The 24592-nt window shown below is 44.5% G+C and carries 20 protein-coding genes; 7 read left to right on the forward strand and 13 right to left on the reverse strand.

The window, feature by feature from the left end; translation table 11 throughout:
* Positions 1 to 53 precede the first annotated feature (53 nt).
* Both melB and melA read right to left on the reverse strand, forming a co-directional pair.
* Positions 54 to 1481: a melibiose:sodium transporter MelB gene (gene melB / locus IHV80_RS17575; RefSeq protein ID WP_192891641.1), complete on the reverse strand. Its 1428-nt coding sequence runs from the start codon at positions 1479 to 1481 to the stop codon at positions 54 to 56.
* Between the two features lie 70 nt (positions 1482 to 1551).
* Entirely contained in the window at positions 1552 to 2904 is a 1353-nt protein-coding gene (melA, locus tag IHV80_RS17580) for an alpha-glucosidase/alpha-galactosidase (RefSeq protein ID WP_192891642.1), read from the reverse strand.
* Between the two features lie 327 nt (positions 2905 to 3231).
* Between melA and melR the strand changes: the two genes are divergently transcribed.
* The gene (gene melR / locus IHV80_RS17585; RefSeq protein ID WP_192891643.1) at positions 3232 to 4236 is read left to right on the forward strand and encodes a transcriptional regulator MelR; all 1005 of its coding nucleotides are present in this window, start codon (positions 3232 to 3234) and stop codon (positions 4234 to 4236) included.
* 169 nt (positions 4237 to 4405) lie between these two features.
* On the opposite strand, the gene ygjK is transcribed toward melR, so the two are convergent.
* The 3 genes from ygjK to IHV80_RS17600 all read right to left on the reverse strand — a co-directional run bounded on the left by ygjK (position 4406) and on the right by IHV80_RS17600 (position 10012).
* On the reverse strand, positions 4406 to 7096 hold the full coding sequence (gene ygjK / locus IHV80_RS17590) for an alpha-glucosidase (protein ID WP_192891644.1): 2691 nt from the start codon (positions 7094 to 7096) through the stop codon (positions 4406 to 4408).
* 263 nt (positions 7097 to 7359) lie between these two features.
* Complete coding sequence (locus IHV80_RS17595) at positions 7360 to 8124, reverse strand: transcriptional regulator (RefSeq protein WP_086714731.1); 765 nt, start codon at positions 8122 to 8124, stop codon at positions 7360 to 7362.
* 643 nt (positions 8125 to 8767) lie between these two features.
* Complete coding sequence (locus IHV80_RS17600) at positions 8768 to 10012, reverse strand: dipeptidase (protein ID WP_192891645.1); 1245 nt, start codon at positions 10010 to 10012, stop codon at positions 8768 to 8770.
* A gap of 328 nt (positions 10013 to 10340) precedes the next feature.
* On the opposite strand from IHV80_RS17600, the gene IHV80_RS17605 reads away from it, so the two are divergent.
* The 4 genes from IHV80_RS17605 to IHV80_RS17620 all read left to right on the forward strand — a co-directional run bounded on the left by IHV80_RS17605 (position 10341) and on the right by IHV80_RS17620 (position 13507).
* Positions 10341 to 11297, forward strand: a complete 957-nt coding sequence (locus IHV80_RS17605) for a helix-turn-helix domain-containing protein (protein WP_192891646.1) — start codon at positions 10341 to 10343, stop codon at positions 11295 to 11297.
* Positions 11298 to 11344: 47 nt separating this feature from the next.
* Complete coding sequence (locus IHV80_RS17610) at positions 11345 to 11827, forward strand: type II secretion system protein (protein ID WP_192891647.1); 483 nt, start codon at positions 11345 to 11347, stop codon at positions 11825 to 11827.
* Between the two features lie 177 nt (positions 11828 to 12004).
* Positions 12005 to 12628 carry an HAD family hydrolase gene (locus IHV80_RS17615; RefSeq protein ID WP_192891648.1) on the forward strand — a complete coding sequence of 208 codons (624 nt, stop codon included), beginning with the start codon at positions 12005 to 12007 and terminating at the stop codon, positions 12626 to 12628.
* Between the two features lie 39 nt (positions 12629 to 12667).
* Positions 12668 to 13507, forward strand: a complete 840-nt coding sequence (locus tag IHV80_RS17620) for a hypothetical protein (protein ID WP_192891649.1) — start codon at positions 12668 to 12670, stop codon at positions 13505 to 13507.
* Between the two features lie 81 nt (positions 13508 to 13588).
* Here IHV80_RS17620 and IHV80_RS17625 read toward each other — a convergent pair whose 3' ends face one another.
* Together IHV80_RS17625 and add are read right to left on the reverse strand one after the other, a co-directional pair.
* Positions 13589 to 14167 carry a sugar O-acetyltransferase gene (locus IHV80_RS17625; protein WP_192891650.1) on the reverse strand — a complete coding sequence of 193 codons (579 nt, stop codon included), beginning with the start codon at positions 14165 to 14167 and terminating at the stop codon, positions 13589 to 13591.
* Positions 14168 to 14291: 124 nt separating this feature from the next.
* Positions 14292 to 15290 (reverse strand): adenosine deaminase, encoded by a 999-nt coding sequence (add, locus tag IHV80_RS17630; RefSeq protein ID WP_192891651.1) that lies wholly within the window; start codon positions 15288 to 15290, stop codon positions 14292 to 14294.
* A gap of 120 nt (positions 15291 to 15410) precedes the next feature.
* Between add and IHV80_RS17635 the strand changes: the two genes are divergently transcribed.
* The gene (locus tag IHV80_RS17635) at positions 15411 to 16346 is read left to right on the forward strand and encodes a LysR family transcriptional regulator (RefSeq protein ID WP_192891652.1); all 936 of its coding nucleotides are present in this window, start codon (positions 15411 to 15413) and stop codon (positions 16344 to 16346) included.
* A 136-nt stretch (positions 16347 to 16482) separates the two neighbouring features.
* Complete coding sequence (locus IHV80_RS17640; protein WP_192891653.1) at positions 16483 to 17934, forward strand: glutathione synthase; 1452 nt, start codon at positions 16483 to 16485, stop codon at positions 17932 to 17934.
* Between the two features lie 91 nt (positions 17935 to 18025).
* Here IHV80_RS17640 and IHV80_RS17645 read toward each other — a convergent pair whose 3' ends face one another.
* The 6 genes from IHV80_RS17645 to IHV80_RS17670 all read right to left on the reverse strand — a co-directional run bounded on the left by IHV80_RS17645 (position 18026) and on the right by IHV80_RS17670 (position 24585).
* The gene (locus tag IHV80_RS17645; RefSeq protein ID WP_192891654.1) at positions 18026 to 18529 is read right to left on the reverse strand and encodes a YgjV family protein; all 504 of its coding nucleotides are present in this window, start codon (positions 18527 to 18529) and stop codon (positions 18026 to 18028) included.
* A 125-nt stretch (positions 18530 to 18654) separates the two neighbouring features.
* Positions 18655 to 19287, reverse strand: a complete 633-nt coding sequence (locus IHV80_RS17650) for a bifunctional 4-hydroxy-2-oxoglutarate aldolase/2-dehydro-3-deoxy-phosphogluconate aldolase (protein ID WP_192891655.1) — start codon at positions 19285 to 19287, stop codon at positions 18655 to 18657.
* A gap of 9 nt (positions 19288 to 19296) precedes the next feature.
* Positions 19297 to 20289 carry a sugar kinase gene (locus IHV80_RS17655; RefSeq protein WP_192891656.1) on the reverse strand — a complete coding sequence of 331 codons (993 nt, stop codon included), beginning with the start codon at positions 20287 to 20289 and terminating at the stop codon, positions 19297 to 19299.
* Positions 20290 to 20292: 3 nt separating this feature from the next.
* Positions 20293 to 21705 (reverse strand): glucuronate isomerase, encoded by a 1413-nt coding sequence (gene uxaC, locus IHV80_RS17660; protein WP_192891657.1) that lies wholly within the window; start codon positions 21703 to 21705, stop codon positions 20293 to 20295.
* A gap of 12 nt (positions 21706 to 21717) precedes the next feature.
* Positions 21718 to 23181, reverse strand: a complete 1464-nt coding sequence (locus IHV80_RS17665; RefSeq protein WP_192891658.1) for a fructuronate reductase — start codon at positions 23179 to 23181, stop codon at positions 21718 to 21720.
* A gap of 96 nt (positions 23182 to 23277) precedes the next feature.
* Positions 23278 to 24585 (reverse strand): TRAP transporter large permease, encoded by a 1308-nt coding sequence (locus tag IHV80_RS17670; RefSeq protein WP_192891659.1) that lies wholly within the window; start codon positions 24583 to 24585, stop codon positions 23278 to 23280.
* Between the last annotated feature and the right edge of the window lie 7 nt (positions 24586 to 24592).

The following is a 24592-nucleotide window of genomic DNA, read 5'->3' on the forward strand; positions in this document are numbered from 1 at the left end:
TGTTTGTGTTTGCGCTTTAATTGTATAGGCGAACCGTTCGATGTGACTTCATGCTAAACGACTTGTGCCGGTTCTGTTGGTTTGTGGTTTTCGCCTTTATTTGAGGTGTCGTTTGTAATGTGGTCGTATTTCTCGGTTAAGTGATCTTGAATCTTTTGGTGATAAGCGCCGTTGAGCTTGTAGAAGCGGAAGTAGATGATTAACGCAATGGCAAAGAAGAAAGCAGGTAGGCCGACCATGATGCATTGCATTCCGAATACTGTTTCAGGGCTTTGCGTTACGTTAGGCACATAGTCAACGGCAGTGAGCGCGATACCGATAAAGAACGCAGCAAATGCCGAGCCTGCTTTTACGACCAAAGTTTGCACGGAGTAGGCGATACTTTCACAACGAGCACCTAGCTTAAACTCACCGTAATCAACCGTATCTGCAACCATGATGACGTTAAGTACCCAGAACAGAGCAGTACCGATTTGTAAGAATACGCCTGCCGTTGATATCAGCAGAATGCTTTGTGTGTCATACATGCCAACGTAGATAAGTACAGCACTGCCTAAGATAGGGAAAGTGGATGCACATGCCCACAGAACTCGGCGTGAAAACATCTGGGCAAGTTTAGGGAACAACACCAGTGTGATGAGGTTGGCAATACCCGCATAAGCCATGTAGTAAGGGAAGAGTTCTTCATTACCAACAACATAAGTGAAGTAGTAAACAGCAAAGGCGGTAATAATGTTGGTCGCGAGGTTATAAGACAACGCCATACACAAAACGCTAGTTAACTGGTCGTTTTTGTAGATAAGCGACAGAAGTTTTTTCAGTGAAACCTTTTCTTCCGGTTGTGTTGTGTCGAGGTTAGCCGTTGAATAGCGCTCTTTTACATTGCGCAAAGTAATGAAAGTAGAGACCAAGAAACAAGCGATCAACAAGAGGGTGAAAATCTGGAATCCGAATCCTTTATCGTCCCCACCTACGTAGTTCACAAAAGGCATTGCAATGGCGGCGGTTACTATCCACGCAAGACTCGCGAAAAATCGAGGGTATGGCACAAGCTCTTCACGTTCACGTTTGTCTAAGGTGAGTGTGGGAACCAGTGACCAAAAAGGAATATCCATTAATGTGTAAGTCATGCCCCAAAGAATGTAAGTCACAGTGGCGTATACGATGAGCCACGGACCTTCGATGTAGTGTGCACTGAACACCATCAGTAGAACCACAGAGTTAGCGAGTGTGCCAATCAAGATCCAAGGTTTGAACTTACCCCAGCGGGTACGCGTATTGTTGACCAGCCAGCCCATGATGGGGTCATTGACCGCGTCCCAAATACGAGCGACGAGGAAAATGGTTCCGACTGTTGCGGCAGAAATACCGACAACATCCGTGTAGTAAAACATAAGGTACATATAGACGATGGTGATTGCGAAGTCTTTACCAAACGCGCCAAAGCCATAACTTAGCTTGGTATTCATAGAGATACTCATTGCCACTCCTTACGCCTCCTCTTTGAGAAGGCGTTAATATTCACGTTATTGTATTTTAATTAGTATGAAATTATTGATTGACCCACTCTGGTAACCAGCCTTCATGTGCCTCAATCAAGTCATCAACCAGTGCGTATATTTCTTCTATTCCAAGTACTGCTGCGGTATGAGGGTCAAGCATTGCAGCATGATAGATACGGTCACGGTTTTCGGTGAGAATCGCTTCTGTGAGTAGAGTCTGAACATTAATGTTGGTTTGCATCAATGCAGCTAAGTGGTTTGGTAGACGCCCTGCTTTGATTGGTTGAACACCATTAGCATCAACTAAACAGGCGACTTCAACACAGCAACCTTGAGGTAAATTGTCGATTAAGGCTTCGTTTTTAACGTTTCCATAAATGACGCTCGGTATACCTGTCCAGATAGAGTTCATGATGGTGCTGGCGTATTCATGAGACTCCTCAACGGTGATCTTGTCCGCTGTTTTAAACTCTTGAAGGTCGCGCTTCCAATCTGCAATTTGTTCGACACAACGTTTAGGGTATTCATCAAGTGGCACTTTATAACGTTCGATTAAATCTGGACGATTTGGTTTGATAAAGTAGGGGGTGTATTCAGAAAAATGTTCAGAAGACTCCGTCACGAAGTAACCAAGCTTCTTAAACATCTCATAGCGAACTAAGTTGGTGCAGCGACCATTGTGATAGATGCCCGGTTTAGGCGCTTTGCCACTCTCAAAGGCTTCGAGTAGGTCTGGATAAATGTCGACGTACTCACCGCTTTTTGTCTTCTTCTCAAGGGTTAGGTAGTAAGCCATGTGGTTAATGCCTGCGCAGGTATAGCGAAGGTCCGCGTAATCTAAGTCTAGGTCTCGTGCGAGCTCTTCTGCTGTGCCTTGTACAGAGTGACATAAACCGACTTGTTTAATGTGCGGATACTTCTCGTACATTGCCCACGTGTTCATTGCCATAGGGTTAACATAGTTGAGCATGGTGGCGTTAGGGCACACCTCAGTCATGTCTTCACAGACACTCCAAAGGTGCGGGATCGTGCGAAGCGAACGCATAATGCCACCTGGGCCAAGTGTGTCAGCAATTGTTTGTTCAAGACCGTGGCGTTTACACACTTCAAAATCTGTGACAGTACATGGCTCGTAGCCACCGATTTGAAAGGCAATGACAACAAAATTTGCGCCTTGCAGTGCCTCTTTTTGATTTAAATGGCATGAAATAGAGCCAGTCGCACCGGATGATTCCATCAATTTACTGACGACAAGGTGAGACTCTTCCAATCGAACCTCATCAATGTCCATCAACGCAACATGAGCGTTTTTTAAAGCTGGACGGTGGAAAACATCACCAAGAATGTTTTTTACAAAAATGGTGGAGCCTGCACCAATGAATGTGATTTTAGGGCTTTGCATAGTGGAATCCTTTATCTATCTGAGTTCTTTGTTGATGCTGATAAATTACACCTAGAACCCATGTCGATTCGTCTCAGATAACTTAATAGCTCTCCTGTTTTCTAATATTTTTAAATTAGTGAATGGAAATCTTAGAAAATGGGATAATTTCTTGGGTTTTAAGGAGAGGTGTTGTGCAATGAAGTCAGTTTTACACTCAAGGTTTGAACTCTAATCACAGAGTTCTGATCTTATGAAATGGGCTATTACGGCTCTATGATCGCCTTCTGAGTTTTATTATCGAGGAGCTGATAAAAGTCTGGTATACGATTTCCTAAGGAGCGAGACATGCCCCAATCAGCCCCAGATACGGTGAGAATCATCACTTTAGACAAGTACTCGTCCGAGACCGTATCGGTAAGCCCGCTCTCTCTCTATTCTTCCTATGAGAAAATCGATATCGAACTGAGAGCGCCTCATTCCATGCCTGGTTATCATTGGCATGGTCAAATTGAGGTGAATATTCCTTTTGGCGATGATGTGGAGTACATCATTAACGGAAGCCCCGTCGTGGTTAAAAGCGGATCGATTGGCTTGTTTTGGGCATCTGTGCCTCATCGACTCACGAATCCGGGTCAATGCCATAATATGGGGATCATCAATATCCCGATTCACCATTTTATGTCATGGGCTCTCAGTCGAGATTTAGTGAATCAGATAACTCACGGTAGTGTGTTGCAATCGAATTCTTGTTCATTGATCAGTGAATTTGAAATCTCACGCTGGGAACAAGAGATAAAGCATTCGTTAGAAAGTCGCCAACAATTGGCTATGGATGAAATTGGCCTAATGCTTAAACGGATTTGCCTTGATGGCTGGCAACAATTGCTGGTAAATCGACAGGATAAGTCGACCAAGAAAGGGGTGTCGAAACATTCCCAATTCTATGTAAGCCAAATGTTGGAATACATAGCCACTCACCATAACCAACCATTGACCGTTAAAGATATCGCTGAACATATTGGATTACATAGCAACTATGCGATGAATGTGTTTCAGAGAACGATGCAGATGACCATCAAGCAGTACATTACTGCGATGCGTATCAATCATGCACGTGCTTTGCTGAGCGATACGGATAGAACCATTCTCGATATCTCACTCACAGTGGGCTTCAATTCAAGTAGCCGATTCTATGAAACCTTCCAAACATACATTGGTGTCACGCCGACTCAATATAGAAAACTGGCTAGGGAAGACCACCGATGGAGCAGCCATGGAGCCAGTCCGCTATACGATCTTGAGAAAGGGGCGTGTGATGGGAAAAGGCCATTAACGACGACGGACAGTTAGCGGTATTGATTCAACCCGATAAAAGAAAAGCCACAGCATTTGCTGTGGCTTTTTGATTGGAGTGATCACTGTAGGCTTGATTTTATTGAGCCTAATATGAAGTGGATTAAGCGATTGCAGGTGCTAGGGGGGTTACCTGCAACGCCCAACCTTAGTGTATTAGTCGCTGTTATTTGCCCACGAAACCGTTGTACAGCATGTAAAGGTGCGCGGCACTCCAAGAGAAGTTATTTGCGCCCTGAACCTCGCCCGTTTCTGGGTTATAGTTCTCCTGAATCGGGGTAGCTTCTGTTAGGCCTTGCGCATTTTGGAATAGCTTGTCGACCATTTGACGCGCTTCTACACCGTACCCATAGTTGTCCATACCGCGTACACCAAAGTAGAACTGATCCAACCACACGCGACCGCGCCAGTAAATGTCTGGGCCGTAAGCTGGGTTGTCCATTGATGCCGTACCTAGCGGAATCTTAGGTGAGTTAAACTTGCTGGTATTTAGCATGTTCTCCACGACTTTGTCTGCGTGTTCTTGCGTCGCTGCATTGTTGAATAGCGGTGACCAACCTTCCGGGCCCATACCGCGTTTCACCAATACCGGACCGGCACATTGGTTAGGGAGTCCATTTGGCACCACTTCGATATCATAGTAGAAGCCCGTTGACTCATCGTACATACAACGGTTGATGTACTCTTTGGTGTCCGCTGCTTTTTCTGCAAACTCAGCGGCTTTGTCTGCTTTACCCAATACGTCGGCAATTTGCGATAGGTATAGGTTGTCTGAATACCAGTAAGACGCTTGGTCTACCGATTCTTGCATCAATGAGTAACCAGATAAGCTGTTTGAATCATCCGTGTTTTCGTTGAACTTCACCTCCCAGTCTTTCTTCGCCAGAGCCAGTTTGTTCATGTTCACAACCGAATTATCAAGGTAGGTCACCACCGAACCGTCTGCGCCCATCGCAATATTGTACGTGTTGTCAAAGCTATTGGTGTCGTGCGCGTAGCGACCCATTTGGTCTATCTCTTCCGCTTTTTCTTGTGTCGGTTGTTCAGATAATCCTTGTAGGTTGTCGATGGTGTCGATAAAGCCGAATACGCCTGCGTTATCACGCCCTGATTCCCAACCCGCTGCCACTTTCGCTGGGATACTCATTGCTGTGTAATCACCAGAAGTCAGCAATTCATTGTACTTCTCAATACTCGTTTCTTTGATCCACGTATCGCCATTCGCTTCGTCTTTATATTGGAACTTCATGTCGTCCACAGACGCATCTGGTCCCCAAGAACCGTTATTCACATCATCTTCGAAAACGGTATGAATTGGATCTTTCGCTGCGCCATATTCCGGTATTCCGTTCTTGTTGGTATCACGAGCGCGTAACCACCAATCGTGGAATGCCACTAGCTTCGGATACATTTCTTCTAGCCACTTCTGTGCTTCTTCGGGACGGTTATGTTCGTCTTTCAGTGTCGTATACACTTCCCAAACAGCCCATGCAGCCAGTGATGGCTTAGTATTACGCTCGTTCCAGTTCAGGCCATCGGTCGCTTGAGGGAACACTTTTTTGTATTCCGCAGACATGCCTTCCCAACGTTCTGCTGGTAGGTTGTAAGTCACGACATCAAGTAGATAGCCTTCATCCCAAGAGCGGACTGGATCATCAGACTGCACTTGGTATTGGAATACAGTACGAATATTTTCCATCGCTACATCTGGGTTGAAGTGTGACATTGCGTAAGCTTGCTTCCACGTATCCCACGGCCATGTCATGTTGCCCGAGAAGTAAGGAGCAGTAACGGAAGGGGTTACCGTGTCGTGGTCAATCGCACCCGCAGCTCCACGCCAGTTCGCGTTCAATGTTTCCATTGCTTTTACTGCAACAAACTCATGCTCTTTTGAAGCCGTATCATTGGTGAGACCGTTTTCTAGGTATTCTTCCCAACGCATTGCTGAATCGTGCATGTAACCTTTTGGATCGGCCATCACTTTATCCAGTTTTGCAAACTCAGACGCTTGTTCTTTGGTGTTTTGAACGTGAGTGTAAGCCGTGTATAACGTGATCTCTTCGCCATCACCTAGAGAGGCCGTTTGCACGAAACCTTTCTTGTCATCATTGATGGTAGAAGTTTCTGGTTTGATAGAACGCGTCACTTCGAACTTTGAATCGCCAGACGTTAACAATGACCATGAATCACGAACTGCGCCAAAAGAGACTTCTACTCCACTGTCTGTCGCTGTAATTTCACGAGAGTAAGTTGGGTAAGCTTCTTCAACACTACGGACTGTGCTGTCTTCATTCTTGTATGCCGTGCCATCATCCGCACGATAGTTTTGCATCAACTCACCATCCCATTCACCTTGAATATCTAGCTTATTTGGGTTTTTGATGGTGGTTTTTACAAGAGAAGTACGATTAGTCACAAAACGCATTTCTAGCTCGGCTTCGATACCGTTATCGCCTGTATACGTTTGAATCAACGCACCTGGTTGTGAGTATGCGTTTGTCAGTTCTAGCGGCATTGGCTGGCCGTCGACAGTCAGAGCCAAACGGTCGAAACGTGCAGCCATGAATGATACGTATTCTTCGGTCAATAGCGCTGTACCACCTAGCGTGATTTCACCACCTTTGGTGTCTAACGTGTGGCCATGCCATGAGCCGTTATCGAACATTGGAATGTAGCGCAGGTGGCCGCCGTGTAAATCACGTAATGCCACAGGTACACCTGCACGATCGATGGTGTTGTGGAATTCGGTTGCTTTAAGTGGAGCATCCACATTCGAGCTATTATCACTACTGTTGCATCCGCTTAGTGTTAGAGCAACCCCGACAGCAATCGCACATAAAGACGTTTTAAACTGCATGTTATATCCTTCATTTATTGGTTTTTGAATCTGATCAGGCGAAAAAAGGTCGAGACATGTCCTGCCGAGTTTCGTGAAGAAGATTCAGCCTTATTTATTTCACTTATTGGTATGATAAAAGAGCGCTATTTGCGTCTATTCTTTCTTTATTCAACTTGTTTAAATAACAAGTTATTAATTATTGAATAATATTGTAGCCTTGATGGATTACGACTAGATTCTTTCTCAATCAAATATAATTTGTTATTAGTGCGTGTTAATCATTATTCGTTTGCCATCGATATGGCTTTTAATAATTCACCGTCAATATTTGGAATCGTATCAGAAAGAAATATCTGATTGCCTGGTGTGTAGGTCATTAACACATTTCTGAGCCGTTCACTGCCTTCTCCATTCTTGTTTTGTACATCAAACTCAATCAGTTTGTTGTACACCTCGTTCGCCAGCTTCTCTTCTTGTTCTTCAGTAATAGCAATACGTCCTATACAGATCGGAGGGCGTACATCATGGCTGAATACTTCATCTCGAAAGCGCTTAGCGAACAACGTATCAAGCTTAGATCCTTCTTCAAAAATAAAACGGCCTTGATCTTTGAAGCGGTATTGGTCTTCGCCTTTTAATTCAACGTAGTCCATCATTTCTAATGCTCGAAAATATATGGCTACTGACGTATGACTCAGTTGATATTTATTGGCAATATCTTGTGGCGACCATTTTTTTCGTCGTAATAGATACAAAAAATCAAACAAGTACGGATATTGATGGAATATTTCACTATTTATATCAGTAATAAACTGTTCGTTCTCTTGCTGTAACTGTTTGCCTCGCATAGATAATTCTACTAAGTCAGTATCTAAATGAGTCGCGTACGAGAGTATTTTATCCAGCCCTAAAGACGTGTTGTGTAGTTGTCTTTTAATGGTTGAGAGAGGAATTCCCATCCCAGCAGAGAGATCGGAATAACAAATCCCTTTCTCTTTGATTTTTTCTCGTAAAGCAGCAAGTAAATACGTTGCAGAATTATTCATCTAACAATGCCTGTTCTATTTTTGTCAGCATCCCTGATAATAAATTCAAGAGAATCCTACTCTTGTGATTTTGGTTCCAAATATTTTCAATATTAACTATGAGTTGAGTTGAGTTTTGCAAATTTGAGAATTTTACTTGTTGTTGATTGAACAAGTTTTACTCAATGTAACTAACGTTTAACTCATTATCAGTATGGGTGTGAGTATAATTGTTTTGATGCGTAAAATTAAGTTCATGGTGGTTTTGAGTAAAAATTTTCTTACGAGAGATTAATTTGTTGGGTGGGCAGTATCAATAAGTTGTACTTGGGAATTTAGTCTAGATTGATATCACAAAGTATTCGTGATTGACTGGTATTTTATTGAGGAGGTGACCAGTAAAAATATTGTTATAAGGAGTAAGGAGGTTGGTTAAATGGAGAGTGTAATTATTGAAGCGTAATCATATTATATAGTTATTTCCTAAACTTCCTATATATTTGTCCTATTTATTACTCGATCTTTAATTTACTTGGTATCTCACCTTGCTCTCTCTTGGCTTGATAGGCGGAAGGGGGGAAGGGCAAAATTGTCTGCAAGCAGATAAGAAAAAAGCACATCCAATAGGACGTGCTTTGAGTGTTTGAGCTTTCTTAGTTGCGAGCTACATGGCTAAGTTTTCATTTCTTAACTGGGTTAGTTCTTTAAGGCGTTTTGCATACTCTTTTTGGAATTCGTCAGGGTCTGCGCCTTCAGATACCTGAGCATAAACTCGCATTTTGTTACCGCCGTAGATCTTAGCAAGATCATCGTTGCTGTAACCACGTTTCCACAGTTCATCAGTAATCGCCGCTAGGATCTTCGATAACTCACCATTACCGGTAGCACCTTTGTTGAACGCTTCAATCATGTAGCCGCCATCGTCGTACATTTTCGCGTTCTTGGTTGCGAAATCTACAACCATTGCTGTAGAGAACATATCATCTGTAGCGATACCTACGTGGTCAACGCCTACCAATTTCACGTAGTAATCGATCATATCCGCAGCTTGAACAGGAGATATATCTTCAGGCCACACGCCATCCACCATCCATTCAGTGAAGGTTGGAGCAACGTAACCACCAGATTTAGCCGCGCGTATCGCTTCATCATCGGGAATAGCACGGTAGCAACCTTGTGGCGTTGCATCGGGTTCACTCTTATAAAGCCCAGCAGGCACTGAGTGTGTGTAAACAAAAGGGGTCCCAGGATACTTCTCTTCCATGTAATCCATTGCGTCATTTGCTGTCTTTGAGCCTGTATGGCTGAGATCGAGAATGACCTGATACTCGACCATCGAATCAATAACAGACTCTCCCCAAGGTGTTAGGCCAATATCTCTACCGTTAAATGCTGCTAACTGGCCTGAACCTGTTCTGAAAATGTCGTTATACGCCAAGATCATGCTTTTTAAGCCCATGTCTTTTAGAATCGCCATCTTAGTAACATCTTCTTCCAAAATCGTTGCAGTTTGGCTGTTCCAAAGCACGGCGGTTTTGCCTTCAGTGTGCGCTTTTTCAATGTCATTATTAGAATGAGCGATGATGAAATTGTCAGGTTGTTTTGCCATCGCAGAGCGGTGTTTATGATGGTGAAACAAGAAGTCATCAAAGTTGTGGTCAGCAGCGGTAATAGTGTATTCATGCCCTGTAATACCTGCGTCACGAGCACCTTGGAAGTAATCCAACAGTTGTTGCTCATCTTGCCAGCCTGCACCATAAGGGCTCGCGAGCATACCAATGACAATGGTGTCTTGGACAAATGTTTTAGCCTTGTCTGATGCAGGCCAGGTCTTACTCTCAACACTTGCCTGTACAACACCAACACTCATTGCAATGCTTGCTGCTACTAACGTTATCTTTTTAAACATGAAAACCTCTCAATTACGGGCTTAAGTCCATTTATATTTATGCCTAGATTTAATAGTAGACCCTGACGGTATCGTCGAGTTATTTAAAATTGATAACCCTGTCATACTTTGTAATCAAAGCGTTACGTCCTGAATTGTGATTTCGCCTTAATGCTAAAAACTTAAAGCGCCTCTTGTTAACTTGAGGTAATAGTAGCTAAGCTAGAAAAGTAAAATGTGCATTTTGTGCCACAGAGCTTAGAGCTAGTATTGATGAAGAAATTGATGTCGATATGGGGTTGAGTTGTGGATTTAACCTGTTTGAACAAGACAAAGGAATTTTGAACTGATGCTTGAGTTACCGTTGATTGCGAAGAGTGTAGTGAGTCATTTTCTGCAGTGCGTGCGAGAACGTAAGGCATTAGAACCATATCATGCCGCAATTGAAGCACTCGCTGTTCAAGTGAGCATGCCATTCTCAATGGATACCTCACCTGCTCAATATGTCTCGTTCAATGTGTTTACTCAGTTTTTAGAGGGTTTGAGGAAGGTATTGCCATCTGATGTGTTTGTTTCTTCGTTATTGGAGAGCGCTCAACGAACTGCTCTTGAACTCGATTTTTCCAACCTATCAAATCAAGGTTTTCTCTCCCTTTTTCCGTGTGAACAATGGTCAGTCGAATCGTCTTCACAGTCATTAAAGCTTTCATTTCTAGTATCTAATAGCTCGCTTAATAGTATTGAAGCCGAACTGTTTTTGATCGTTTATAGCCACGCTTATTTTAAAGCCCAGCAGGCGGATATTGATAAGCCGATTCGTTACGACTTAGTTTCAGTGTCGGCGAGCACGTTAAGTGAGTTGAGAATACAAACGGAAACGCCACAGTACTTAGGTCAAACTGAGACGTGCATTTCGTATAACCCAATTGCTCTAGATTGCTCTATCAAAGCGCTGTCAACGGCTACGACTTCTGCCTTCAAGGTGACACAAGCATTACTTCCTTATATCGGGCGAGTAGATGTAGATTTGGTGATGTTTGGTCAGATAAACCGAATTGGTAAGCGAACAATCCAAAGGGCGCTTAGTGAAGAGGGGACGACCTTCCGAACCATCAAAGAGACTCTGTCTTTTGAATTCGCCAAGCGCGTTATGACTGAGCAAGATTATTCGATCTCAGATATTGCGCTTCACTTGGGATACGCAGATGCCTCACAATTTATAAGAGCGTTTAAGCGAGTGAATGGAATAACTCCGCATCGGTGGAGAAAGAGCAATAAAGGTATGGTTGATGGTATAAATTCATAATCCTTCAATATATACTGTCTCTCATTCTATAACTTCAGATGTTGACTATGAAAAGAATAAGTGGATTTACTCTGATTGAGCTAGTCGTAGCTATTGTGATCCTTGGTATTTTATCTGTGGTAGCAGCACCAAAATTTTTAGGGCTTCAATCCGATGCCAGAGCGGCAGCGTTAAAAGGGCTTAGAGGTTCGATGGAAGGCGCTGCAGCAATTGTTTACGGTAAAGCTGCTGTAGCCGGTGTTGAAAATTTACCCGCTTCAAGTGGACAAGTCACAACAGTGGATGGCGTTGAAATCGATTTTGGTTATCCAACTGCTTCAGAAAGCGGTATTGGAACTGCGGTTCAAGGGCTTAGTGGTGATAATAGCGATTGGAAGCAGCTAGGTGCTCATACTGAGGCTGTTCCAAATGAAGTCATTGTCTATTCGTTTGAAAATGCGCAAGAAAACGAAACTTGCGTTGTGATCTATCGTTCGAATGCTTCTGCGGGCGCCCCCACCATTTTGTCGTCTGAAGCTGACTTGTGTTAATGACTTAAGCTTACAAAATACTGAGAAAGGCCATCTGTATGATGGCCTTTTTTGTGTTTACTCGGTGACATATTGTGATTTCACTCCTCATTTTGTAAATCAATATTATGAACTTTAACGTGCGGCACTTAATGTTTGTGTTGTTGCTATTTTGTGTGGCTATTTCAGGAGTAAGGTATGAGTTCGAATCAAATCAAAAACGTCGTGTTTGATGTGGGTAATGTCATTGTGCATTGGTCGCCTTTAGAAATTACTCACCTTACGTTTGGAGGCATCGCCGACCTGGAAACTCGCGCGCGTTCAATCTTTCAAAGCGCTATTTGGTTGGATTTGAATAAAGGGTTTTTGACCGAAAATGAGGCTAAGCTTCGTTATCAACAAGAACTCGACTTATCTCCATTAGAGTGTGACCGCTTGTTTTATTACGTTAAGAAAACGCAGATCTTACTGCATGGCTCTGTCGACCTCATCAAACGAGTAAAGTCTGCAGGTTATGGTGTTTACGCTCTGACCGACAATGTGGTCGAGATTGTTGAGTTCCTAAAAAATACCTACGAATTTTGGCCGCTATTTGATGGTGCGGCGGTTTCTGCTGAACTTGGCATGCTCAAGCCACAACCCGAAATCTACCGTGCGCTGTTGTCTAACAATGATCTTGAGGCTTCAGAAACGGTCTTCATTGATGATATGCCTTATAACGTAGAAGGGGCGAAAGCCGTGGGTATGGCTGGTATTCAGTTTGTAGATGCCGTTCAGTGTGAAAATAGTTTACGAGCGCTTGGCGTCAATTTGAACCTCTGACTACTGGGTGAAATATCTCTTAATTTGAGGATGTAGAAAATGAAAAGATACCCATCTAAATCCATCGTTACATTCTTGTTTTTAACATTGTCGGTGTTGGTTTTAGTGGTTGCTGCCGTACTTCAAATTCGTGGTGAGCAGACGTGTGATGATTGCTACGAATCAGACAAAGGGCAGTTTAAATACGTCCTTTACAATGGAACGTCGCCCTCTGTTATTCCAAGCATTCATAACACCCTGTTGCTCAATCGAGTTCCTTTGATGAAAACGTTCGAACTTGATTCTATGCCGACAGTGACCATTAGAGTGTGGCGTGATCAAAAGGCTTATTTAGACGAGCAAGAACGAAGTATTGGATACCGATATGCGTTTTCTACCGGGTATATCGAGCCTAAAAGTAATGAAATCAGGCTGCTCTATTTTGGCGGTGAAATTCATAAAACCGCTTTGCATGAGTTTGTACATTTGCTGACGTTGCAAGTAAATCCCAACTTTGCGAATAATCCGCGCTGGCTGTGGGAGGCTATCGCTATCTACAAGTCTGAAGACTATTGGTTTCACCTGAGTAACAGAAATGCCATCAATCGCCGTTTCGATGGGCTGATTCAGGAGCTATACATTAACCCTAACACCAGTTCGGCGATTTATGAGGTTGGTTATACGATAGGGGAGTTTATTGAGCATTCATGGGGGAACAGGGCGTTTGTAGACCTTATTAAGAGCAACGGTGATGTTTCAAAACTTACTGACCAGCCGCTAGAGTCCCTGTTTTCTGATTGGGAGAAGTTCGTTAAAACGACGTATTTGAATGCCCCGCAAAGTGAGTATGAAAAAGCCATGGATCAAAGTCTATTTGAAAGCCGGGAAGAGAGCGATTAAAAAAAGGCGATGTTTAATCATAAACATCGCCTTTTTTACTATCTATTGTCTATTATTTCGCTTGTTGCCACGAGTCTGACGCTAGCTGTTGTCGTTTGTCTGTTCAGTATTCAAGTGTCGAATCAGCTTTGCTGGTGTGCCGCCGTATAAGCAGTCTGGAGGCACATCACTGTTGACCACAGAGCTCGCTGCGATAACAGAGCGAGCGCCAATCGTCACGCCTTGGTTAATCACCGAGTTTCCACCAATCCAGACATCATCTTCGATTGTGATAGGCAGACAAAACGTTTCCCACTTACGACGACTGAGGTGGTTCAGCGAGTGAGAGGCCGTGTAAAACTGGACACTTGGCCCAACCAATACATTGTTGCCAATTTTGATGTTGGAGCCGTCAAGCATCACCACATTCATGTTGATGAAGGTGTCGTCACCAATCTCGATGGTTTTACCAAACTCACAGTGAAAGGGAGGGCGGACAATGCTGCTTCCTACCTTACCAAACAGGTTGGCTTGCAGGCTTGGCTGCTGAGACGCATCTGTACAGTGATTGAAATCTGACAGTGCCTTGCTAGCATGAGTGCGCATTTGGTCTATTTCATGGTCTGCGCCATCAAAAACCTCGCCGGATAGCATTTTCTCGAGTTCTGTTTTCGTTTTCATTGTTTGCATCTTACTCGTCAACATTGATATTAGAATACGGATAAACGGACATAAAAAAAGAGAAAAGCCTCAGCCTTTCTCTTCCTGTTTTGTAACTTCAAGTGAGCTCAGCTTACAGAACTAATTAGATTTGCTCTACGAAACCCATTAGGTGCTGTTTCACTTCATCTGAAGCAAAAGCGCTGTCGACAGAGTACTTGTAGATTTCTACGTAATCTTCTTTAGTTAGGCCGAAAGTTTCACATACACGCTTAACTTCGTTAGTCATGGTTGTGTTCGACACAGTACGGTTGTCTGTGTTGATGGTTACAACGATGCCATCTTTTTGGAATTTAGCAATTGGGTGGTCACCAAACTTATGGATACACTTTGTTTGCACGTTACTTGTTGGGCAAGTTTCAAGCGCGACTTGCTTCTCTTTCACGATGTTGTATGCGTCTTCGTTGCCTTGGATGTGAACACCGTGGCCGATACGTTCAGCATCAAGCAGTGTTACGGCATCATAAACGTTTTGGCCGTGCCATTGTTCGCCAGCGTGTACTGTTACACGGTAGCCTTGTTCGATAGCGTACTGCGTGTACTCAGGGAATTCAGCACAGAAACCTGGCTTTTCACCGCCTGCAATATCAAATGCTACCACGCCTTTACCTAGGTATGGTTTGCCTGCGTCAATCACGTCTTTGATAGAGTCTTTAGGGAACATACGCAGCACAGACATGATGTAGTTGCCCTTGATGTCGTATTTCTCTTCAGCACGCTTCATGCCTTTCACAGCACTTGCAATGATCGCATCAAGAGACAAGCCCTTGTTTACGTGCAGGATTGGGGCAAAGCGAACTTCTAGGTACTTAACGTTTTCTAGTGCCGCATCTTCGTAAAGCTCAAAAGAGATACGTTCAATCGCTTCTTCAGTTTGCATTACTTTTAATGGTAGCGCGAAACAAGCTAGGTACTCGTCTAGGTCTTTACAATCTTCAGGCACAGTAAGAGATTTAACAACCGCATCGCGGTCTTCTGGTAGCTCGATATCGTATTGTTTTGCTAATTCAATGATCGTGTCTGGACGAACGCTTCCGTCTAAGTGGCAGTGTAAATCAATCTTTGGCAGTGCTAGAAAATCCATGAGTATTCCTTAGTTCTATTATTATTTGAGTGTGTTAACTCACATGGTCTCAATTTATCAAGAACATGATATGATTAAAAGTGACTAATAATCATCATTAATCTGAATCTTAGGAATATCATGGTAGATGTTAAGAGCTTACTCAAGTGCGACATGAACTTACTGCTTTGTTTACACGTTTTATTGGAAGAGCGCAGTGTGAGCAAAACTGCCGAGAGGTTGTTCCTTAGCCAATCTGCGGTCAGTAAGCAGTTAACTAAACTACGAGCTTTGTTTGATGACCCTCTATTTGAGCGCGAATCGAAAGGGCTTTTTCCTACACCTAAGGCCTCTTCGTTAGCACCTAAAATTCACCAAATTCTTCTACAAGTCGAGCAGTTAACTGTCCCTGATGTTTTCGATGCCAAGGGCAGTGAGAGAACGTTTAATATTGATCTTGTTGAAACCGCTTATACCGCAATTTATCCTAAATTTATGCCTAACGCGCTGTCAGATGCGCCGAACATTACGGTAAATAGCAAAACTTGGAGCAGCGAAACCTTCAAGCGTTTGTTAAAGCGAGAGGTTGATTTTGGTATCGGCATTTTTGAGCTTGATGAGCGTGCTAGTACGCATATTCAAAATATCCCTTCGGAATTAAATTACGTTGAATTACTGCAAGATTATTCGGTTTGTTTGATGCGTAATGATCACCCTGCACTTGAAGAGGAGTGGGACCTACAAACGTTCCTGAAATATCGCCATATCCAGTTGGTTACAGGGGGGGCGGGTGATTGGCTATTGATGGAAGTGCTAAATTCCAAGCAGCTTGAAATCAACAAAGCCGCTAATGTTTCAGACATCACCAGTGCAATTAAGCTGTGTAAGCAGAGTGATTTGTTGATGTGTTATCCGTACAACTCGGTACGTGATTACATTGATAGTGGAGAGTTAGTGATGAAGCCCGTCCCGGTCGATTTGGTGCCAGGAGGCTTGTTCTTGCTTTGGCATAAATACTTCGATTCAGAGCCGAGCCACAAATGGTTGCGCGATCTGATCATAGAACAGACTCGTTAAGCTGGATATGTAAGCTATACAAATCATTGAAAGATAAGACAAACGTAAATATTTGATAAAAAAACCAGCTTTATTTCGTCTTTTGTAATTAAGCTTCGTCTTATTCAGGGTGCTATTTTTATTTGGAAGATGAGATATGACAATTCCACTGTTACCACAACAAACCATCGAAGATGCTGCTGAGTGGGCAATTATGCATGGCGTCGCGTTCCGTCAATCTGATAACACGGCAAGACATTGTCCTTTTAGTATCGCGCCGATGACGATGGAACGTAGAGTTTATGAGCATCTTCTTAAAGTCACGCCTTTGGCGACCAAGCTGGTGAGCAACGTTTCAGAAGATCACGACTTCTTGCAATCGTCGCTGAGTGATATGGCGAAAGCGGACCCGTTTTTTGGCCGTTTGATGGAATTGCATCAACAGGCTCATGGCAGTGAATCTCAAAGATTACGTCCTGCTCGACAACCGTTATTGTTGATGCGAACTGATTCTATGGATGATCGTAAACACGGAGCCAAAGTCATCGAGTTCAATGGTATTGCCGCAGGTATGGCACCGTTTGGACAAAAAGCGACAGAGTTTCATGCTTTTATGCACAACCAATGGCCAGAGACTTATCAAAACTGGTTAGAAGATAAGTCAGCGACTCCGGCAGAAAACCAAGGTCTTGAACAATTGGCTTTCGGTATTGCTACCTCGGCAAGAAAGGTAAGAGAGCACTTTGATGATTCCGCTAAACCTACATTTTTGATGGTGGTGCAGAAGAACGAAGATAACGTATACGACCAACATCTACTTGAAGTTGAATTGCAAAAGCAGGGAGTACGTACGGTTCGCCGTACCTTTGAACAGCTGAGTAAGCAGCTTTCAAGCGGAGAGAACCAGCGCTTACTCCTTGAGGGCATTGGCGCCATTGATGTCGTGTATTTGCGTGCTGGCTATCAGTATTCTGATTACTGGGCACCGGAGCTGAATGAGTCTGTTTGTTGCCAAACACTGAGTCAAACTCGTCTATTTATGGAGCAGCACTATGTGGCGATGAATGCCACGATTAGCCAACAGCTCGCCACTAGTAAAACCATGCAAATGCTGCTGACCATGATGCCTGCATCGGAATACGCGCGCTGGGGTTTAACGCTAGAAGAAGCAGAGCTAGTTAAGAGTGTACTGGCTGATATGAAGCCAATTACTACCGATACTATCGAGTGGTTCAATAGCGTAGCGATTAAACAAGAGTGGGTGTTAAAAAACCAAGGTGAAGGTGGCGGTCACTGCGTATTTGGCGATGACATCAGTGAACAACTGAACCAGCTTAAACCGGAAGAGTACGACGCTTGGGCTCTGATGCAACGTTTGTATCCACATGAACGTGATGTACCAACTATTGCGGTGCGAGATACTCAACAAACGTTGGTTGATGATCTTGTGAGTGAGGTTGGGCTGTTCACCGCCTATTACCAAGGTGAGCCAGTAACTCAGCTTGATGGTTATGCGGGATACTTGATTCGCAGTAAACCTGCCAGTGAAAACGAAGGTGGGATCCACAGTGGCAAAGGGATTCTAGATTCTTTGGTGTTGATTGATTAATTCAATATATCTAAACGAAAACCAGAACATATGTTCTGGTTTTCGTTTCGGAGACAAGTAATTGTTTTGGTACTTGCTCCAACGGAGTTAGCTAACGTCGACAACTTTTCTTTGTTTGATACAACTGATATATGGTTATCAAATTAGTGATGATAAAAGTACTCTCGACCAATGACCCGCCAATCGAACCAATCCAAATATTGTGGCTAGCCCAACAGAAGGAATTGAACAAAATTAGACTGCGAAGAGGAATGCCTTGTTTTGAAAACAGCGCCCATGTGGCGACAGATGAGCCGATTACGGTGAGCAGTTCGAAGAAGTGGGTAATATTGGGGAGTGTCATCAGCCACATTAGGCTAATAAAGAACCACATCACTTTGCGGGACTGAGTTTTTATTGAAGCAAAACTTCGGATGGCGTTGATGATTACACCAATAGCAGCCACGGTTGCCCCCATAAGTGCGAAATGAGCACTCATGATGAAACAGAATGTCATCATCTGATAGCGGAAACGTGTGTCATCTTTTTGCCAAAAAGCCATTACGCCAACGAAAAATGCAATTCCGCCAATCCCCTGCGCTAGCCAGTTTTCCATATTTGTTCCATCAGTACTGATTGAGGTTTTCTATCAAAAATTCAGCCCTCTGAAGAGAGGGCTGTTACTTATTATATTTGTCTTACTCAAGCTGCTATTGATTAACTAAAACTAATCTTTATTAACTAATCTTTATTAACTAAAGTAACGGCTTCGCGAGTGAGCTTAGCAAGCTCTTCCCAATCTCCTGCTTCAATGAGCTTTTTGTCGACCATCCATGTACCGCCACACGCCAGTACTCGTGGTATCGCAAGGTAGTCTTTGATGTTAGCTGGGTTAATACCACCTGTAGGCATCAGCTCTACGTCGGTGTATGGCGCAAGCAATGACTTCACCATGTTGATGCCACCCGATGCTTCAGCTGGGAAGAATTTCAATGTGGTTAAGCCCATTTCAAGCGCTGCTTCTACTGTGCTCGGGTTGTTGACCCCAGGAATGATATCAATACCAATCTCTTGACAGGCTCTTACCGTGTTTGGGTTAAAGCCAGGGGAAACTACGAACGTTGCGCCCGCCTCTTTAGCCGCGATAGCTTGCTCACGATTGAGTACAGTGCCAGCGCCGATTAACATATCTGGTTGTGATTCACGAAGTAGACGAATAGCTTCGACAGCAGCGTCAGAACGGAACGTAATCTCTGCTGCAGGTAGGCCGTTTTCGGCTAAGACTTTACCCAGAGGGATGATGTCTTCAGCGTTGTCGATAGCGATCACAGGGATAACTTTCAGTGTTTTCAGTTGTTGTTTGATGTTAGACATTGGTATTCCTTAAATGGCTGTGATGGCCGCTTGAGTTAGTTCTTTTGCAATAATGGCACCGCGATGTTGGATAACGACGCCTGCCATGGTGTTGCCGCGTTGACATGACGTTATTAAGTTTTCGCCGGCAAGGTAAGCAGATAAAAATCCGCCATTGAATGAGTCTCCCGCTGAGGTTGTATCAACAACGTTTTCAACGGGGTGAGTAGGTACCGCTCGTGGAGCCGAACCCGTACCTGAGTCTTGCTCTCTGTTACCTTGACTTGTGTCACCTTGAATAAGACAGCCATCAGCACCCAGTTTAACGACGCATCGCTTAACACCTAGCGCCGTTAGACGTTCGATGGTTTGTTCTGGTGAAGTATCTCCCCAGATCAACTGTTCATCATCGAACGTTACTAAAGCTAAATCTGTCAGCGTATACATGGCTTGGTAGCTGTTCTTAACGGTTTGGTTTTCGTCCTGTGGCCAAAGTGCAGGGCGGAAGTTACTGTCGAAGGCGATCTCAACGCCTTGCGTCTTCAATTCAACCAAGATATTTAATAGTTCGATACGATCTTGCTCGGGCAGAATCGCTAATGTGATGCCACTGAGAAAGACCATATCGACATTGCGCAGTGCCTGCTTTATCTGATTGAAATCTGGGTTTTGCAGTAGGTAGCGCGCAGCCGACTGATTTCTCCAATACAGAAAGGTACGCTCACCTGCGTCATCAAGCTGAATCAGGTATAGGCCTGGAGTCCGTTGACTGTCTTGTAAAACGAGTTCAGTCGACACACCCTCTTGTTGCCAGCGTTCTAACATTCCCTTGCTAATCGGGTCTGCGCCTAAAGCTGTGATGTAAGACACTTTGATGTCATCTTGCTTGAGGTTCGCCTCGCAGCCGCGGCTTAGGTATACCGCAGCATTGAGTGTGTCTCCGCCAAACGTTTGATGCATTGAGCCGAACGGTTTTCCGTTCAGCTCGATCATGCACTCACCAATAATGGCGATATGTTTCATGGGTTACGCCCTCTCTTCGAAGTAGCGCTTTGCGTTACCAAAACAGATGTCTTCGACCATAGGGCCAAGCAGCGACATGTCGTTTGGCACTTCACCGTTTTCAGCCCAGCGACCAAGCATGTCGCACAAAATTCGACGGAAGTATTCGTGGCGTGTGTACGATAAGAAGCTGCGAGAGTCAGTCAGCATTCCGACAAACTGGCTGAGTAGACCAAGTTGAGATAACTGCTCCATTTGACGTTGCATGCCGTCTTTCTGATCGTTGAACCACCAACCAGAACCAAACTGGACTTTGCCCGCGATACCGCCACCTTGGAAGTTACCAATCATGGTGGCCATCATCTCGTTATCGCGAGGGTTCAAGCAGTAGAGGATGGTGCGAGGTAACTCATTACTCTTATCCATCTCGTCCAACAGATGAGCCAATTCGAAGGCAAACGTCTTATCGCCAATTGAATCAACCCCGGCATCTGCCCCTAACAGTTGGAACATACGCGTGTTGTTATTGCGCTGAGCACCAATGTGAAGTTGCATTACCCAACCCATTGCTGCGTAGCGTTTTCCTAACCATACTTGAACGGCTGTTGAGAACTGTGCACATTCTAAATCAGTGAGCGTTTCGCCATTGAGGCGTCGATTCAACAATGCATCCAGATCGGATTCTGCAGGAATAGGCGCGTAGCGAACTATTTCAATACCGTGGTCCGCTGCACGGCAACCATGGTCGTTGAAATGTTCTAAGCGATTATCTAATGCACTTAGTAGATGGTGGAAACGAGTGATTTCCACATTAGATACCATGCTGAGTTTTTGCATATAATCAGCAAAGCCATCAAGTTCAATTTTGAACGCTTTATCAGGGCGCCAACTTGGTAGAACTTTCACATCGAATGTGTTGTCTTCGGCGATCGCTTTATGGTGTTCAAGAGAATCAATAGGGTCATCCGTCGTGCCGGCCATCACAACATTCATTTGTTGCATTATTCCGCGAGCACTAAATTCCGGTGTCGCTAATAGTTCATTACATTCATGCCAAATTTGGTCAGCGGTTTCTGGGCCAAATAGAGTGCCAGTAACACCAAATGGGCGGCGTAGCTCTAAGTGCGTCCAGTGGTAAAGAGGATTACCTAAGGTTTGAGGGACGGTTTTAGCCCACGCCATGAACTTGTGATAATCACTTGCACCTCCGGTAATCAGGCGCTCGTCGATGCCTGCTGAACGCATGCCTCGCCATTTGTAGTGGTCACCTTCAAGCCAGATCTTCGACATATTTTCGAATTGACGATCTTGAGCGACCTCTGCTGGATTTAGGTGGCAATGATAATCATAAATCGGCTGGTGGCTTGCGTGTTCGTGGTACAAGCGGCGCGCTGTTTCATTGGACAGTAAAAAGTCTTCACATAAGAAATTTTTCATTGCTTATACTCCTTATAACGCAGCGACGGTAGCCACGGCACCATGTTCAATTAATGATTGGTACGCTGAGCTCACCGCATCAGTGACCAGTGGGTTTTGGCCTAGCTCGGCAGGGAAAATCGCTTCAACAGCAAGTAACGCAGGAACGACAGAAACATTGAACCCATGCTCGTCGCAGATCTGGCGCAGTGTATCTGCCATTGGATCGCGAACATCAATTTCGTTGCCTTGCTCATCAACGCCAGATACATAACGCATCCATCCAGCGATGGCGGTTGCAAGCCACGAGAAATCTGAGCCTTGGTCTAAATGGAATCGTAAGCTGCCACCCATACGTTGAGGGATCTTCTGGCTGCCATCCATCGCAATCTGCCATGTCTTATGTTTCAAGCTTGGGTTTGTGAAGCGGTTGATCAGCAAGGTTGCGTAACCTTCCAAATCAGTCCCTTCAGGCATCGTTAACGAAGGTGCTTGGGATTTCATCATCATGTCAAAAGCGGCTTTGCGGTAACCAGCGTCTGTCATGGTGTCGGAAATATGGGCGTAGCCACCAAGGTATCCAAGATAAGCAAGGAAAGAGTGACTGCCATTGAGCATGCGCAGTTTCATTTCTTCGTAAGGCACCACATCTTCTACGAACTCTGCACCGGCAACATTCCAGTCTGGACGACCTGCCACAAAGTTATCTTCAATCACCCATTGACGGAAGGGTTCACAGGCGATGCCACACGGGTCTTCACAACCAAGTAGCTCTGCAATTTCTGTCAGTGTTTCTTCTGTTGCTGCGGGTACGATGCGGTCAACCATGGTGCAAGGGAAGGTGACATGGGTTTCAATCCAATCACGCAATTCTGGGTCGAGCAGTTGAGCGAATTCAATGATCGCTGCTTTTGCTACATGACCGTTCTCTTGCACGTTATCGCAAGACATGACCGTGAATGGTGGTAAGCCACGTTCACGTCGAATTTTTAGGGCTTGGACAATGTAACCAAGTGCCGATTTTGGCTGGGTTGGGTTCGCTAAATCAGCGATGACTAGGGCATTATTTCTATCAAGCTTGCCAGTTGCAGGATCGGCGCAGTAACCTTTCTCTGTGATCGTCATAGACACGATCGCCACTTGAGGCTCAGCCATTTCTTCTAAAACAGTTTCGATGCCGTCTAGCTTTGGATGCAGTGATTCAGTCACTGAACCGATTAATTTTATATCGGTAGATTCCGCACCTTTTTCAGCAACGGTGTAAAGGTGGTCTTGCGTACGAAGTGATTCAATCAAATCTTCTCCGCCGAATAGGTTAATTTCGCAAATACCCCAATCAGTGTTGGTCTTGCTGAGCATCTCATTGGTGAATAGAGCTTGGTGCGCGCGATGGAAGGCTCCGAAACCAAGGTGCACAATACGGCTTTTGAGTGCTGAACGGTCGTAGTCAGGTCGTAATACAGTGTTTGGCAGCGTCGAGTTAGCAACAGTCTTCATTATTTATTTCCTTCTCCCGCTAGCGAGCCAGCGGGATTTTATTATTTGATAATACGTTTGAATGTTTAGCGGTCTTAAAATGTATCTGTGACGAAATTACGAACCGTAACCCAGTACCAATTCAGGTAGGAACAAGCTCAGCTCAGGGATAAAAGTAACGGCCATTAGGGCTGCAATCAGTGCTGCATAGAATGGCAACAAAGGCTTGATGACTTTGTCGATGGCGATGTTGGCAACCGAACAACCGATGAATAGAGCGCTACCTACCGGCGGTGTACAGATACCGATAGCAAGGTTGAAGGTCATCATGATGCCGAAGTGAACAGGGTCGATGCCTAGATCCAATGCGATTGGTAAGAAGATTGGAGTGAAGATCAGTACCGCTGGCGTCATATCCATGAAGATACCCACAATCAGCAGAATCACGTTGATAATCAGTAGAATCATCAGTGGGTTATCAGAAACCGCCAGTAATGCATCAGCGATCATGTAAGGCACATCGGCGTTTGCCATTGCCCAAGACATACCCATAGATGCGCCAACAAGCAATAGAACGATAGATGTTGTTACTGCAGACTCAAGGATGATCTTTGGAATATCACGCCATTTCACTTCACCGTAGATCAGTACCGCGAGAACAAAGGTGTATACCACAGCAATTGCGGAAGCCTCAGTCGCAGTAAAGATACCGCCAATGATGCCACCCATGATGATGCCGATCAGAGCCAAAGAAGGCGCTGCTTTTAAGAAGGTATCCCAAACCATTGATAATGAAGGACGCGCTGCTATTGGGTAGCCGCGACGTTTCGCAATGATACCCGCCACAATCATGATACTTAGCCCCATGATGAGACCTGGGATGTAACCCGCTAAGAACAATGCCGCGATTGAAGTACCACCTGAAACCAAAGAGAAAACGATCAAGGTATTACTTGGCGGAATCAATAGGCCGGTAGGGCACGAAGTAATGTTTACCGCAGCAGAGAAGTTTTCGTCATAGCCGTCTTTCTTTTGCAGAGGAGACATGGTGCCGCCAACCGCAGCTGCTGATGCTACCGCTGAGCCTGAGATAGAACCAAACATCATATTTGCCATCACGTTTACGTGTGCCAATGAACCCGGTAGACGACCACCCAACACTTTCGCGAAGTTGATCAAACGCAGCGCGATGCCGCCTTGGTTCATGATGTTACCCGCCAAAATGAAGAACGGGATTGCTAATAGAGCAAAGTTATCAAGGCCTGCAGCCATACGTTGAGCGACAACGGCTATTGCAGGCTCAAGCGGTAAGCTCATTAAAATTGTTGCTAATGATGATAAACCGATAGCAAAAGAGACCGGTACGCCGATTGTAAGCAGTACAGCGAAACTACCGAATAAGGTCAGTATTACTTGCCATTCCATTGTGAAA

It is taken from the genome of Vibrio bathopelagicus (genome assembly GCF_014879975.1).
GTDB classification, from domain to species: domain Bacteria; phylum Pseudomonadota; class Gammaproteobacteria; order Enterobacterales; family Vibrionaceae; genus Vibrio; species Vibrio bathopelagicus.